At 61.9% G+C, this 13,008-nt stretch carries 16 protein-coding genes; all 16 read right to left on the bottom strand.

Annotation, left to right across the window (positions count from 1 at the left end; genetic code table 11):
- Positions 1 to 89: 89 nt before the first annotated feature.
- Positions 90 to 2,084 (bottom strand): AAA family ATPase, encoded by a 1,995-nt coding sequence (locus F6X40_RS19745; protein WP_187628920.1) that lies wholly within the window; start codon positions 2,082 to 2,084, stop codon positions 90 to 92.
- Positions 2,081 to 2,269, bottom strand: a complete 189-nt coding sequence (locus tag F6X40_RS19740) for a hypothetical protein (RefSeq protein ID WP_187628919.1) — start codon at positions 2,267 to 2,269, stop codon at positions 2,081 to 2,083. The genes F6X40_RS19745 and F6X40_RS19740 overlap by 4 nt, the downstream gene beginning before the upstream one ends.
- The gene (locus F6X40_RS19735; protein WP_316251819.1) at positions 2,266 to 2,682 is read right to left on the bottom strand and encodes a hypothetical protein; all 417 of its coding nucleotides are present in this window, start codon (positions 2,680 to 2,682) and stop codon (positions 2,266 to 2,268) included. The genes F6X40_RS19740 and F6X40_RS19735 overlap by 4 nt, the downstream gene beginning before the upstream one ends.
- Positions 2,631 to 3,011, bottom strand: a complete 381-nt coding sequence (locus F6X40_RS19730) for a hypothetical protein (RefSeq protein ID WP_187628977.1) — start codon at positions 3,009 to 3,011, stop codon at positions 2,631 to 2,633. Before F6X40_RS19730 ends, F6X40_RS19735 begins: the two co-directional genes overlap by 52 nt.
- 186 nt (positions 3,012 to 3,197) lie before the next feature.
- Positions 3,198 to 3,911 (bottom strand): hypothetical protein, encoded by a 714-nt coding sequence (locus F6X40_RS19725; RefSeq protein WP_187628918.1) that lies wholly within the window; start codon positions 3,909 to 3,911, stop codon positions 3,198 to 3,200.
- 78 nt (positions 3,912 to 3,989) lie between these two features.
- On the bottom strand, positions 3,990 to 4,685 hold the full coding sequence (locus F6X40_RS19720) for a hypothetical protein (protein WP_187628917.1): 696 nt from the start codon (positions 4,683 to 4,685) through the stop codon (positions 3,990 to 3,992).
- Between the two features lie 96 nt (positions 4,686 to 4,781).
- Positions 4,782 to 5,093, bottom strand: a complete 312-nt coding sequence (locus F6X40_RS19715; protein WP_187628916.1) for a HigA family addiction module antitoxin — start codon at positions 5,091 to 5,093, stop codon at positions 4,782 to 4,784.
- Between the two features lie 9 nt (positions 5,094 to 5,102).
- Entirely contained in the window at positions 5,103 to 5,381 is a 279-nt protein-coding gene (locus tag F6X40_RS19710; protein ID WP_187628915.1) for a type II toxin-antitoxin system RelE/ParE family toxin, read from the bottom strand.
- Positions 5,382 to 5,434: 53 nt separating this feature from the next.
- On the bottom strand, positions 5,435 to 6,784 hold the full coding sequence (locus tag F6X40_RS19705; protein WP_187628973.1) for an integrase family protein: 1,350 nt from the start codon (positions 6,782 to 6,784) through the stop codon (positions 5,435 to 5,437).
- Between the two features lie 601 nt (positions 6,785 to 7,385).
- Positions 7,386 to 7,649, bottom strand: coding sequence for a hypothetical protein (locus F6X40_RS42370; RefSeq protein ID WP_262421486.1), 264 nt, complete (start codon positions 7,647 to 7,649; stop codon positions 7,386 to 7,388).
- Positions 7,650 to 7,753: 104 nt separating this feature from the next.
- Positions 7,754 to 8,725, bottom strand: a complete 972-nt coding sequence (locus tag F6X40_RS19700) for a Tim44 domain-containing protein (protein ID WP_184070809.1) — start codon at positions 8,723 to 8,725, stop codon at positions 7,754 to 7,756.
- Between the two features lie 126 nt (positions 8,726 to 8,851).
- Positions 8,852 to 9,208 carry an HPF/RaiA family ribosome-associated protein gene (locus F6X40_RS19695; protein WP_184027342.1) on the bottom strand — a complete coding sequence of 119 codons (357 nt, stop codon included), beginning with the start codon at positions 9,206 to 9,208 and terminating at the stop codon, positions 8,852 to 8,854.
- 386 nt (positions 9,209 to 9,594) lie between these two features.
- Positions 9,595 to 9,900, bottom strand: coding sequence for a DUF4148 domain-containing protein (locus tag F6X40_RS19690; protein WP_187628914.1), 306 nt, complete (start codon positions 9,898 to 9,900; stop codon positions 9,595 to 9,597).
- 491 nt (positions 9,901 to 10,391) lie between these two features.
- The gene (locus F6X40_RS19685) at positions 10,392 to 11,651 is read right to left on the bottom strand and encodes a putative Na+/H+ antiporter (RefSeq protein WP_184070919.1); all 1,260 of its coding nucleotides are present in this window, start codon (positions 11,649 to 11,651) and stop codon (positions 10,392 to 10,394) included.
- 82 nt (positions 11,652 to 11,733) lie between these two features.
- Positions 11,734 to 11,859 (bottom strand): PliI family lysozyme inhibitor of I-type lysozyme, encoded by a 126-nt coding sequence (locus F6X40_RS43555; RefSeq protein WP_143037115.1) that lies wholly within the window; start codon positions 11,857 to 11,859, stop codon positions 11,734 to 11,736.
- A gap of 271 nt (positions 11,860 to 12,130) precedes the next feature.
- A complete protein-coding gene (locus F6X40_RS19675) occupies positions 12,131 to 12,616 on the bottom strand; it encodes an SgcJ/EcaC family oxidoreductase (protein ID WP_187628913.1) in 486 nt (161 codons plus the stop codon).
- Between the last annotated feature and the right edge of the window lie 392 nt (positions 12,617 to 13,008).

Genomic DNA, 13,008 nt, shown 5'->3' with positions numbered 1-13,008 from the left:
CACCCCTAAAGGGGTGTGTGAGTGATGTGAGAATCAACCCGCTCAAGACGCCTAACTTTGTGAGAGTTTTGAGTTTGTGAGTGGCCCCATCAGCGATGCCACAACCAGTCGCCGTCCGTGTCGTACCACTTGCCCTGCATCGCGAAAATGGCCTGCCTGGCCGCCCAGCGCCGCTGGTCTGGCCTGTACTGCGTCAGCTTCGGCGCGACGGCCTCAACGGCGTTCTCATGGCGTACACACGGCCTCGTCACAGGCGCGCCGCCCTTGCCGAAGTCGGGCGACGCTTTCAGTAGCGAGCCGACCGTTTCATACACAACCTGCTGCCGAGCGGTCGTGGGCGCTCGGATGGCGGCTGGCGGAGCATCGCCGCCGCTTGCGGGCACCACAGTGCAACTGGAAAGCTCGTCGCCGAAATCATCCATGCCGAATACCACCTCGCGCAGGTCGAAATACGCCTCGCTGCCGTCCACGCCGTCTTTCGCCTTGCTCACCAGCCAGCGGCGCGTGCCACCCTCGCGCTTGACTTCTAGCGAACAGTCGAGCGCACCGCGCAGGGCGCTATGGCCGCGCTCGCCCTTCGCCGGGTCTTTGCCGGAGTGATGAACCAACATCACCGCGCCACCCGTCAGGCGTTGCAGTTCGCCGCAGGCCGCCACCAGTGCGCCCATATCCTCCGGCGAGTTTTCATCGAACGCCGTCATCGAGCGCATCAATGTGTCAATCACCGTCAACCCGCCCCCGCCGCCAGCGTCCACAATGGCTTCGGCCAGGTCGGGCGTATCGGTGCGCAGGTCAACTTCCTGCGCCACGAAACGCAGCCGCTCGGGCACCTCGCCGCTGTGGCCTGCCTGCCAGGCTTGCAGCCGCTGGCCCAAACCGGCGCGCCCCTCCAGCACCACATAGACCACGGGCGCGCCACTGACGCGATAGCCAAACCACTCGGCGCTGCCCTCGGCAATAGCGCAGCACAGGTCGAGCACAAGAAAGCTCTTGCCACTGCCCGGCGGCCCGTACAGCGTCGCCAGCCCCTCGCGCGGCAGCACGCCGTGCACCAGCCACGACATGGGCGGCGCGGTCAGCAAGTCGTGCGCCGATAGCAGGTGAAAGCGCATTTCGGGGCGGCGCGGCCTCACCAGCAGGTCGGCCAGTGCTTCGTCGCCGTGTTCGTTTGCGTAGTCGCACGCATCGTAGTTCGGTGGCGCATCGTCGGACATTTGCACCCACCCGCCGCCAACCTCACGCGCCACACGTTCGGCGTCAGCCTCTTTGCCACGGTCGGGCACGCAAATGACTTGCGCGGCGGGATATTTCTCACGCAGCGCTGCTGCGACCTTCGGGAAACGGCCTATGCCTGCCGTCACCACTGCCGCCGCGTGATAGTCGGCACGCGCGCAGGCCCACGCCGTCCCCAGCCCCTCGCACACATACAGGCGGCCATCGGGTGCAATGCTGCCCGTGATGAACGCACCATCCTCGAATGGCGCGCCATGCAGGTTCAGCTTGCGCGCCTGCGCATCGGGTCGCGGTACAAACTGGAGCGTGCGCAACGTACCATTCGCGATGCTATGGAACGGCACCACCAGCCACCCCGCCACACGCAGGCCGCTTATCGTCAGCGGGTCATCGTCGGGCACCACGCGCAGCCCTTCGGCCACGCCGCCTTTGGCGCGTATGTAGGGGTGCGACTCGGGGGCAGGCGCATAGCCATCCCACAACGCCTGTGCGTCCGTACGCGGCCTGTCGGGCTTAGTCGGCTTGCTGGCGGGTCGTGTGACGCCGTTCGCCGCTGGCGGGCGTGGCGGCGCGTGGCCGTTCGCCTTGTTCGGGTCGCGCCAGCCTGCGGCGGTCGCTAGCTTGAACAGCGTGCCCTCACCGATGCCGCCATTCGGCTTGATGGAACGCCACACGGTACGGGTAGAGCGCTCGCCACCATAGTTCGCGCCCGTGGCGGACCATTCCACGAAATCATCCTCGCCCAGGCCCGCAGCCTGCGCGGCCATACCGATGCAAACCCAGTCATCGCGGGAGCAGCCAGCATCGAGCCACATCAGCGCATGGCGGGCGCGCATTTCGTCGGGAATCATGTGTTGACCCTCCACGAATCGCGTGCCGCCAGTAGCGCCACGCCCACCGGCAACGCGAAATGCAGGACGTGATGGAACGGCACGGGCGCGCGCGGCACTTCCAGTGGCCAGCCCATGCGGGCGAGTTCGGCGCGGTACTGCTGCACGCGCTCGGGCGTCAGCACATCATCGGCGGCGGCCTTCATGCCGTACTCCGCTTGGCGATGCGGGTGACCCAGCGCGCCAGTTTGCGGCGGTCGGGGCCAGACAGAAAATAGACGCCGCGCAGCACTTCGCGCCCGTCGCGGTCGAAAGCGGGAATGCGCGTGCAGGGAATGTCGAGCGCCAGTGCCCGAAGGTCGGCAATCAGGGCCGGGCCGTTGCTCGCGCCCGCGATGCCGTCGATTGCCTCACGTGTGCGGGCGCGTACACGCACCGCGTGGAGCACGCGCAAATGGCGAACGTTAGACGTACCGGCGAAGTCGGTGCGCGATTTGATTTGCAATCCTATAGAGTTGCCGTGTGGAATCGCGCTCGGCTTGCCGTTATGGGAGTCGGGTTCTTTTTTCACTTCGCGCCCCCGCTGCGGGTCAACCGCTCCAGCGAATCGGCAGGCCACAACAGACGCCCGCTTGCCAGCTTTATTGGCACGACGCCAAAATAGCTCCCCGTTTCGCACAGGCGACGGCGAATCGTGCCTTGCGTGATGCCCATGGCAGCAGCCAGTTCGGCAGTGGTCAGCGGCCCCGGTTCAACGGGCGGCCCGCGCGCGGGCGGTGTTTTGGCTGGCTCTGCCTCGCGAACTTCCGTTGCATTGCCTGGCACACTGCGCACCAGTTCCAGTGCCTGTTGCAGTCGCAGGTTCGTCTCCTCTGCGGCTTTCTTTGCATCGCGCAGGGTCGCCGTGAACTCGTGCATATTAGGGGCATTGCCGATGAGGGCTTGCATCGTGTCACCTTTCCGCATCTGCGGCATGGTTGAGTCACAATGCATTTAGGTGGCGGGAAATTTCCCCGCCAAGCAAAACAAAAAAAGCCAGCAAACCCTTACGGATACTGGCTTTTCGACTGATTTACCAATGCGCGGGGAAATGGCGGGAAAGCATTTCCCGCAGTTCCCGCGTTTCCCGTTATGTCACTTCTGCTTTTTTGCCCACCAGTCTTTGCTCTGCAACGCCTCGCGCCGCACCGTCGCCGGACTGAGGAAAAATCCGTGCGGTCCGCGAATGCCGCGCTGTTGCATTTTCTCTGCTACCTTCTGTGCATAACCGTTCACGCTGTTCCTCACTCCGCAAGCGGTATCTCGGTCGTAACATTCATCAGCGATGGCTCGCGCCACATCCTCCCAGCTTGCATGTTTCGCTGGGGCTTCGCCGCCGCTGGCCTGCGCGATATCGGGCTTAGGCCCGATTTCAAACGGCACATCGTATGCAGCAGCTAAATGCGCCCATTCATCGACCGTTATCCGGTAGGTCAGGTTTTGCGCTTCCGTGGCCTCGTAATCGTCGGCCAGCGGGTTGTAGGGGTCACGGGGAGTAATGCCCAGCTTTCGGCAAATAGCAGCCAAACAGGCTTTTGCACGGTAGAGCGCAAGCCCGCCGCCATTGCTCATTGCCATCATGGATTCGCCTACGGGCTCGCCGTCATCGGATAGGCCCGTCGCGTAGAAATCGACGGTCGGCGGGAATGCGTCCCGCGCGGCGGCAACGGCTATCACGACTTCAATGGCGTCATGCAAGCGCACATTGGTACAGCCGTGCGGGACTAGGATTGTCGTCGGCTTCTCGCGCGGCTCTGCGCGCTCACTTTCTGCCGCGTCACGCGGCGCGCTATTATCGGTATCGGCCATCGCCGTGTCTCCCACAAGACAGGGTTATTGGTCAGGCGGCGCGCTGCGCCCATCGCAACGCGTCGCCGCTCTCCGCCGTCAATACCGGTCGCACGGCGCAAGCGCGAAAACCTGCACTCGCTTTGCCCGTGACGAGGGCGGCCAGCCGGGTACTTCCTCGGGCAGCAATCCAGGGAATTCTTCGATATCGCCTACCTGCTCCAGTTCGTCGGCGAGACGCAAGACCATCGCCCACACGTCCGGGCGGCGTAACGTGGCCTCGGTCAGTTCGGCCAGATAGTCGTACTCGGGTCGCTCAAGCAGCGTCGCCAGGCCCGCTGCCTTAGCGATATCGCTGCCCGGCCCCCAGCCATCCGCCAGCGGCCCCGGATAAACATCAATATCGCACCCGTGCCATATCTGACTGGCTATCGGCCCGGCGAGCAGCCCACAGACGTGCACGCGAGTGTTGCGATTCATAAAGCGCCGACTGCACAGCGAAAGCTGCGACCGGATAAACCGCCATTCCTCCAGGCGGGAGCGATACGTTCCGCCAAACTCATCCGGTTCGTACCAGTCCAGGTAGTGGAGACCGGGAGGATCCGAAGCCTGGCACACGCCCCATAGGTCGGTCTGTATCACGCCACCTTTGCGGGATTCGATACTCCACTCTTCGCAGCCTTCTGGAGCGACAGCGACACGGTAAATAAACGCGCCGCCTAAGGCGTGGATTACCGCGTGTGCAGCTTCATGCACGCAGACAGCACGCCGCGTCGCCTTTGTGAAGTCGGACATTCATCCCCTCCTAGTTCAACGATGCTAGCGTTTTGCTAGCATTGTGCAGCAATCCTAACTAACAAAAACAAACGCTGACGCGCCGCCTGCCAGTTCTCACGCCGCTTCTGCTTCCTCCGGTGCGCGCTCAACATGCGATACGCCGCTCTGGCGGGCCTGCCACAGGTCATAGGCCGCTTGCCCTGCCAGCCATACGTCCGCCTTCCCGCCGCGCTCAACACCCAGCCACGCCTCAATGCGCAACGCCATTTCAGGCGAGATTGCGGCGCGCTCGTTGAGTACGCGCGAAAGTGCAACCCGGCTCACGCCAAGCTGGCGGGCTGCGTCCGTCACCGACAGCCCCAGCGCGGGCAACACGTCTTCGCGCAGCGTCGCGCCCGGATGCGGCGGGTTATGCATTCGCGTCATGCTGCTTCCTCAGTGGTAGTCCCGGTAATCGACCAGGATTGCGTGTTCGCCCTCAAAACGGAACGTCAGCCGCCAGTTGCCACTTACCCAGACCGACCAGTGGCCCGCCATATTTCCCGACAGCGGGTGCAGTTTCCAGCCCGGCACATTCATGTCCTGCGGTGCCGTCGCCACGTCCAGCCGCGACAGTTGCCGCCCCAGCTTCGCTGCGTGGTCTGCCCGGATACCGGCCTTGCTGCCGATGGCAAAGAATTTCTCCAGACCCTTATGGGCGAAGCTCTTTATCATGAATGATTGTATCGCGTGGCGTTACACACGGCAAGTTTCGGTTACTGTTTCGGTTACTGGACAACCCGCAGCCCCGTTTGCTGCGCGGCTCCGTCGAATTCGATTCCGGCCTGCTCCAGCGTCCACGCCTCAATTTTCGTGTGCCATACGCGCAGCAGGTCTAGCGGGCGGCGGCGGTAGTGCTTTTCAGCAAGCGCACTCGGCTTGTGCCCCTGAATCTGCGCCACAACGCCAACGGGGCATTCCACCCATTCGCTCAACGTGCCGAAACTGCGGCGCAGGTCGTGAATTGTCAGGTGCGGCAGGCCCGCCGCCACCAGTGCGCGATTATGCGAAAAGCGCGGCTCGGCAATCTTGCCATCCTCTGCCGTGGGCGATGAAAACACCCATTCGTTGCGACGGGGCAGCGCGGCAAGCACGCTGGCAAGGTATGGCGTCAGCGGGATATCGCGCCCGGTTTGCGTTTCCACCTTGTCCGCAAGGTGCAGCGAATTCCAGGCGAAATCCACGTCCACCCACTTTAAGGAGGCCATTTCCTCGCGGCGCGCGCCACAAATCAGCGTCGCTTGCAGGTAGGCGCTCGCCACGGGGTTATCAAGTTCGCGGACGGCTTTGAACCATGCGCGCAACTGTTCGCGTTGCAGCGAACCGCCCGCCTTCGCCTTGCTCTGCGGCACCAGCCCCGTCACTTTGGGGGACTGCCACGCGTCCGCGCCAACGATGCCCGTGTAATCGTCGTGCCCTGCACTCCAGCGAATGAACGCTTTCAGCAAGCGATACGCGTGCGCCGCGTTCGTCGGGCGTTGCGCCGTCTCCATTTCGAGCCAGGCCGCCACGCGCGCCGCCGTCAGGTCCGCCAGCCGCAAATCCATCAGCGATGCGAGCGGGCCTGCGGTCGTTTTCGTGCCTTTCTTGGCCCGCTTGCGCGGCTCGCCACCGGGCGACGCCAGCGCCTCATGGTCAGCCAGATAGCGCGCGCTGCGCGGCTTTTTGGTCTTTGGGGAAATCGCCGTTCGCAAATGCTCCAGATAGGCGGCCCACGCCTCGCACACCATCGCGCCGTCACGCTGTGCGGCAGCCCGCCCCGCTTCGTAGGTTTCGCGCGCGGCCTGCTTCGTCGCAGCCTTTTCGACGCGCGGGTCGTGGCCTGCATCAATCAGGCGTTGCAGGCGGCGCGCTTCCTCGCGCGCCTGGGAAATATCCCAATCTCGCGGCTTGCCGATGGTCAGACGAAATTCGCGACCGTCACGCAAGCTCGCCTGGAACACGTAGGACTGAGCTCCCTGCGCGGTCGCGCGCAGCGCCAGCCCCGGAACCTCGGAATCCCATAAGAACGCCTGGGCCTTGCCCGGCTCGCAGGCGAATTCCCGTACCCGCGCCGCCGTCAGTTTGATTCGTGCCATATCCGCTCCCGCCGCACTTACAACGGGCCGCCCATCGGCCATGTAAGTGTGGGTGTAAGTAGATTATAGCAATGTCACGCCATCTGACGCCATGCCAAGGTTTGCGACGAATTCAGCTACTCCATTGTTTTTAATGGTTTTTTATCGCTTTTCCACCATACCTTGCCACCCCGCTCCACCCCATCTTTTGCGCATTCGTAATGCGAAGGTCGGGGGTTCGATTCCTCTTTCCGGCACCATCAAGTTTCAAGCAAAAAGCCCAGTCCTCGCGACTGGGCTTTTTGTTTTCTGGCGTCTGTGTAGGCGCTGTGTAGGCATTTCACGTCAACTAGATGTGTTTTCGGACGGCCAGGTTCTCGAATATTTCACGAACTGTCGGTCGAGCCTAGCCTGGTGCATCTGGCCGAGTTTGACCCTGCTCTGCCGTTTGCTTGTCCGTCGGCTGAATGGCCGCCTTGAGATGGGGATGCGACACGGCGTCCTGCCGGCAGGATCGGGAAATCTGCCAGTGCCGACAAGTGGGGCCAAGCCGATTTCTATCGAGCATGCACGCTGCTCGCCCGAGGCCATCGTTGACGCGTCCGTGCATTGAAGTCATTGATTAATCGGCTGATCCAGTCGTGCAGTAGTGAGCAAACTTTTCTGCGGAGAGCGCGAAACCCTTCTGCCTGGCGAGTTCCCAAGGACGTTCGCATTGGTGCGTGGATTCACACCAGGAATACCCAGCCGATCCAATACAACCATGTGCATCGCGATCTGCACCGACAACGGGTGACGGGCTGCTGGGCGGCGAGGCCGCGCAAGCGCTTAGCAAGCATGTCAGCGTGACAGTGGCCCAGCAAAGAGAAAAGTAGTCTCGGCGCATAAAATGAGTCCCAGATTTGTGTGACGTCGGATTTTGGTCTTTTTGCCGTTTCGCTTGTGGGCTAACCGGCAGCGAGCCGCTGCCGGTTCCGACCGCGCTCGATGCTAACGGCCAATCTGCTGTATCCCCGCCAGTCGCCAGGCCGGGTCGCCATGTCCGTGGCCCACGATGTTCCAGACCTCCTCGAACGGCTGCGCCGTCTGCGCGTCCTCGTCTTCCCGCATCTGGCCGTGAAAGCGAAGGCTAACCAGTGTTTCGCTGCCATTGTGTTCCGTGCTCAACAATTCCACGTCCAGCTGCGTGATTTCCGTATGGCTCGGCTGGTTGCCCCGATCTTCCAGGTCCCGCTTGATCACCGCGAACATTTCCGGGGTTGTCAGTTCGAAAAGGTCGCCTTGTTCGTTCTGGTCCCAGGCGCGTTGCAGACGCAGGAACAAGGTCCTGGCCGATGCCAGCAAGACCGCCTGATCAAGCCCGACAGGCAGCCCCGGCCCTGTCGTTGTTTGTGCCGCTGCGGCGGAATTCATCGCTGTGCGCGGCCAGGCACCGAAATTCGTCTCAGGCGCCGCCTGCCCGCTCTGATTCATGAGCCAGGAGCCGTTCATGCGCTGCCCGTTCGCCGCGTCGTGCCCATAAGCGAGATCCGGACGGCGCCGGTTGGCAATGAAGCGGAACAGCATGATGCCGGCGACAATCACGAGGCCGATCACCACTACGTTCGACAGCATCTGGGCCAGCCCTTCACCCAGCCCCAACGACGACATCAGCGCGGCAATGCCGAGTCCTGCGGCCAGGCCGGCGAGCGGGCCCATCCAGCGGTTGGCTGGCTTCGCGGCAGCGGCCGCCGGCGCGGCCTGCTGCGCCGGTTGAGCTTGCTGGCTCCGTTGGCCTTGCCCGGAGGGCGACGCCGTCTGCGACTGGCGGCCGACACTACTACCACCGCCAATACGCTTCGCTTCGGCATGGTTGGATGCGACAGTGCCCGCGACGAGCACTAGCGCCATGGCCAGTACAGCGGTACCGCGCGTCACGACACGCGCAAGGCGTCGCAACTGATTGATTGTGTGCGAATACATAAGAATCTCTTTCGTGTAGGACAGAAACTCGCGAAGGTCGCCCGAACGCGTCTTTCCATCGCGGACCGCAAATAGCGAGCAATACCGCTCGTACGATGCCACCGTAGCCGTGCATGCATGGCTTGCTTAGACGGCATCAGGCTCAGCGCTCCAGGTGCACTCGCGTTGACTCGCGCGGCGCTTCGCGAGGCGCGCCTGGCGCCTGCGGACGATCGAAGAAACGGCACGGGCAAGCGCGAGATCGAGGGCGCCGCGCCAGTCTTTCGCAATCGACGTCACCACGACCGGATTCGCACCGGGCACCTGCACCTGCACCTGGCAACGCTTATCGAGTCCGCGGCGCGGGCCGTTGACGTCGGAGAGATTGACGGTGGCCCGGGAAACCAGCCAGGCCATCCGGCGGAACACAAACTGGGTGCGTTGGCGCGCGAAGCTGCGCAAGCGTGCAGCTTCAATGTCGCAGGACTTGAACAGGACTTGCATGAGACCTCCATCAGAAACAGAAAGAAAAGACGGGTTAGCGAAACAACGACCGCCGGGGCGGAAGCCTGTGTGCTTAGTCGTTGAAACCAGTTTATCGGTTTAACGCGCCATTACAATCCCCTTTCACCCAATAAATACTTGTCGCGTCTGCAACGTCACCCCAGTGGGCGCAAAGCAATTACAAACGACAAAACGCCGGAGCGAATGACGAATTCGCGCCGGCGCAAAAATGCAATGAAACGCTAATACTGGAAGGGGATGGAATGCCGGTCTGCGCGGCTGAATGCAGGCCCGGTTTTGCAGACGATGAAGCGGCGACGATGCCGCTCGCCGGAGCTCACCGGGCCGGGCAGTTGAAAGCGCCCGGCCATCCGGCTGATAGCCCATCAACTTCCTTTGTAGATCGAATGATCCGAGGCCACCTGGGTCGGTGCGCCGGAAGCGGCCGAGCCCGATTTCACGCCACCGTGGCCACTGAGTGCCTGCTGAGCCGCCACGCTTTTCAGCGCGCCCTGGAGGTGCGCCGGGTAGTGCGCGTCACTGTGGTTGCGGTCGTAGCCCGCCTGCTGCAACTGGACCAGTTCCGCGCGCACCTGCTCGCGGGTGAGGGGGCCGTTGCTGCTAGCGGATGCCATCGTGGGCAGAGCGAGGACCGAAACGAGTGCGATAACCGGAATGAATGTTTTAGACATGGTTAATTCTCCAATTTAAATTTCAGAAACAGAAAATACTGGGTTAGCGAAACAACGACCGCCGGGGCGGAAGCCTGTGTGCTTAGTCGTTGAAGCCAGTTTATCGGTTTAACGCATCATTACAATCACCTTTCACCCAACAGATACTTTCCGCATCTGCAACGTCATCGGGGTACCTCGCGGCGCAAAGCAATTACAAACGACGAAACGCCGGAGCGAAACGAATTCGCGCCGGCGCAAGAATGCAATGAAACTGTCGCTAATACTGGAAGGGGATGGAATGCCGGTCTGCGCGGCTAAGTGCAGGCTGCCGTCACGCGCGTTCGTCAGGCCGCTGGCCGCGACCTGCGCAGTCGTGGTGGTCTCGTGCAAAATCCAGGCCGGTGTTGGTTATCGCCGCAAGACGTTATTCATCGTGGCCCGGCGTCCTGCAACTACGCGCCATCGAATCGCACTCAGTTGGGCGCACTGCCGGACAGCGGTGCGGCAGCCTACAGCAAAAGCAGCGTTGCCGAGACGACGCACGTCGGCACGATGGCAGCGAGCAACAGGCCGAGCAGGCTGACTGACTCATCATGGAATCCCTTGTGCACGATGGCGAGTCCTGCGGGATTCGGCGCGTTGGCGATCACTGTGAGACCGCCTCCAGCCACTGCGCCGGCCAGCAGCATGTACTTCGCCTGGTCCGGAAGGCCCGCGATCAGCGAGCCGAGATAGGTAATCGCCGCGTTGTCCATGATCGCCGTCAGGCCAAGCGCGCCCGCATAAAGTGCGTAAGCATCGAGCGATGCGACGACCGGCTGCAGCCACCATCGCTGCAAACCCCCGAGCACGACCAGGCCTCCGAGAAAGAATGCTACCAGCAGGCTCTCGCGCAACATCAGCGGCGACTGGTACTGCTCGTATGCCTGCGTGAAGCCCAAAAAGAAAAGCAGGAGGCCGATGAAGATAACCGGGTGATGGGCCGACAGCACCACCGCGACGAGAAAGCCGGTGTGTATCAGCGTGACGCCCGTCGGAACGGGAACCGCGGCGGCGGGCGCGTCGTTGCGCTCTGCGTGCTTCGGGAGCTTGCGGTGCATGAATAGCAGCAAGCCTGTTGCGTTGACCAGCACGGCGATGGCGGCCTTCCAGCCAAACTGCGCCGCCATGAACGCGCTGTCCCATCCCCAGGCGGCGGCAACCATCAGCACCGGAGGCGCGGCATAGGCGGTCAGCATGCCGCCGACCGACACGTTGACAAACAGCACCGCGAGCGTGAGATATTTCCAGTGTTCGGCGATCGGCGACCTGAAAAGCCGGTCTCGCAGGATCAGCGCTGCCAGCGTCATTGCGGCCGGCTCCGTGATGAACGAGCCGAGCAACGGAACGAGGGTCAGGGAAAGCCAGATGACGCCTGTTTCCGTCTTGACGGGAAGGACACGCGCGATGTGCGACACGAGCGTCGTGACCGCGTCGAGAATGGGCCGGCTCGCGGCGATCACCATGATCACGAAGACAAACAGGGCTTCGGTGAAGGAGCGCGATTCAGCATAGGCCACGGCCTGCGCAGAACCGGCCAGCGCGACGATAGCCAGACACAGGATCAGGGCCCAGAGGCCGAAGACGACTTCCACTTCGCCGAGAAAGTGAAACAGGCCCGCGTGGTGCGGGTGCCGGTGGGCCAGAACCTCGAAGCGTTTCGCAAGGAGCGTATGGAGCAGGGCCAGTCCGAAGATGACTGTGCCGGCGATTTCAACTGAATGTGGCATGTGTTCGCTTTGAATGGCGATGGAACGGACTCTGGAACGCACGCGGTTGGTGTTGCCGCCGGCCGGATCGCTGGCCTCGCTTTTAGGCAGCTCTCAGCGTAGCCACGACATCGTGCCGCGTATCGGTATCGACGCGGGCAAGCAGCCTGACCGTGTGGAGGCCGATCCTGAGCGCGTCGACTTCGAGAAAGTTTCCGGAGGCCGCCATGAGGTTTGTAGTGCAAATTAATTGTGTCAATCGAGAATTCTGGCGACAGGGCCGAGCGGCGCCTGGAATTCGTTGAACTCAAATTCTTATCGAGGGGCTAGCCGGACTCGATCGCCAGTTGACAGTTTCATTTGATCTATGAGGGTTGGCGGCCGAAATTCCCCTCGATTCTGCGGGTGAAGCATGCGCGGCAGCAATTGGCGTGAGGCGTCTAACGCGCTCAGCCATTCACATCTGATCGCCTGGCACGGACCCGTTGTTCAATGGAGTGTTACTCCGGCATCGCCGACGAATGGTGATTGAGGATCTTCCACTCCCCATCAACCTTCTTGTACACGAATGTATAGCGCGCATGCACCTTCTGATGCTTGCCGTTCTTCACCAGGTCGAACGTATAGACGCCCGTGTCCAGCGCCGAATCGTCGCTCAGCAAGCGGATCTCGCGGAGGTTGATCGTACCGTGCGGTTTCAGCTTCAGAAACTTCACGAAATAGTCCTTGATGCTGGCGGGGGTCGTGCGGACTTCATTGGAAACCGTTGGCTCCAGTACGGCATCGGGTGCGTACAGCCTGGCAACGGAGTCGGCGTCGCCCGTTGCGAGCGCCTCATTCCACCGATCGAACAGCGACGCGATTTCAGCTTCGCGCTGATTCGTCGGCGCCACGGCGATTTCGCGATAGACCTGCGGTACGAGGGCTTCGCCTGCAAACACGCTAGTGCTGAAAACAACTGCGGCGGCGATCAAAATCTTCTTCATTTTTTGCGTTCAATCCATTTAAATGAGAACCAACGAGGAGTCGGGAAACTACAGCCACCAGGCGCCTTAGGCTACAAGGGAACCTTTCAGGTATCGCCGCCTGCCAACGGCCAGCCAGCTATGTCGTCAGTCGACCTGTCCGGGACGTATTGTGATATTACACCCAAAATTGATGCATTCGTCAACTATGACGTTAGAGGAAAGTTTTAGCCTCGTTGTTCGCAAACGCTTCGCGCGAACAGACGCCTGATGACGTTGCAAGCGCGGAAACTCACGCGTCGACGCGCACGACGCAACGCTACGACCAACATTCGAGCGCGATCCAGTTTGAAGAGGTTGAGCGGATTTCTTTATAGAAGTGGACAGATATTCAGCGTCAAATCCACGCCGGA

Origin of the sequence: Paraburkholderia sp. UCT31 (assembly GCF_014397655.1) — a bacterium.
GTDB classification, from domain to species: Bacteria; Pseudomonadota; Gammaproteobacteria; order Burkholderiales; family Burkholderiaceae; genus Paraburkholderia; species Paraburkholderia tuberum.
Note: the sequence above shows the minus strand (reverse complement) of the source record. Positions and strands in the feature narration are given on the sequence as shown.

Bases quoted from the DNA above. Each gene is read 5' to 3' on its own strand.
- F6X40_RS19745 (WP_187628920.1), bottom strand. From the start codon at position 2,084: ATGATTCCCGACGAAATGCGCGCCCGCCATGCGCTGATGTGGCTCGAT.
- F6X40_RS19740 (WP_187628919.1), bottom strand. From the start codon at position 2,269: ATGAAGGCCGCCGCCGATGATGTGCTGACGCCCGAGCGCGTGCAGCAG.
- F6X40_RS19730 (WP_187628977.1), bottom strand. From the start codon at position 3,011: ATGCAAGCCCTCATCGGCAATGCCCCTAATATGCACGAGTTCACGGCG.
- F6X40_RS19725 (WP_187628918.1), bottom strand. From the start codon at position 3,911: ATGGCCGATACCGATAATAGCGCGCCGCGTGACGCGGCAGAAAGTGAG.
- F6X40_RS19720 (WP_187628917.1), bottom strand. From the start codon at position 4,685: ATGTCCGACTTCACAAAGGCGACGCGGCGTGCTGTCTGCGTGCATGAA.
- F6X40_RS19715 (WP_187628916.1), bottom strand. From the start codon at position 5,093: ATGACGCGAATGCATAACCCGCCGCATCCGGGCGCGACGCTGCGCGAA.
- F6X40_RS19710 (WP_187628915.1), bottom strand. From the start codon at position 5,381: ATGATAAAGAGCTTCGCCCATAAGGGTCTGGAGAAATTCTTTGCCATC.
- F6X40_RS19705 (WP_187628973.1), bottom strand. From the start codon at position 6,784: ATGGCACGAATCAAACTGACGGCGGCGCGGGTACGGGAATTCGCCTGC.
- F6X40_RS42370 (WP_262421486.1), bottom strand. From the start codon at position 7,649: ATGCGCCGAGACTACTTTTCTCTTTGCTGGGCCACTGTCACGCTGACA.
- F6X40_RS19700 (WP_184070809.1), bottom strand. From the start codon at position 8,725: ATGTATTCGCACACAATCAATCAGTTGCGACGCCTTGCGCGTGTCGTG.
- F6X40_RS19695 (WP_184027342.1), bottom strand. From the start codon at position 9,208: ATGCAAGTCCTGTTCAAGTCCTGCGACATTGAAGCTGCACGCTTGCGC.
- F6X40_RS19690 (WP_187628914.1), bottom strand. From the start codon at position 9,900: ATGTCTAAAACATTCATTCCGGTTATCGCACTCGTTTCGGTCCTCGCT.
- F6X40_RS19685 (WP_184070919.1), bottom strand. From the start codon at position 11,651: ATGCCACATTCAGTTGAAATCGCCGGCACAGTCATCTTCGGACTGGCC.
- F6X40_RS43555 (WP_143037115.1), bottom strand. From the start codon at position 11,859: ATGGCGGCCTCCGGAAACTTTCTCGAAGTCGACGCGCTCAGGATCGGC.
- F6X40_RS19675 (WP_187628913.1), bottom strand. From the start codon at position 12,616: ATGAAGAAGATTTTGATCGCCGCCGCAGTTGTTTTCAGCACTAGCGTG.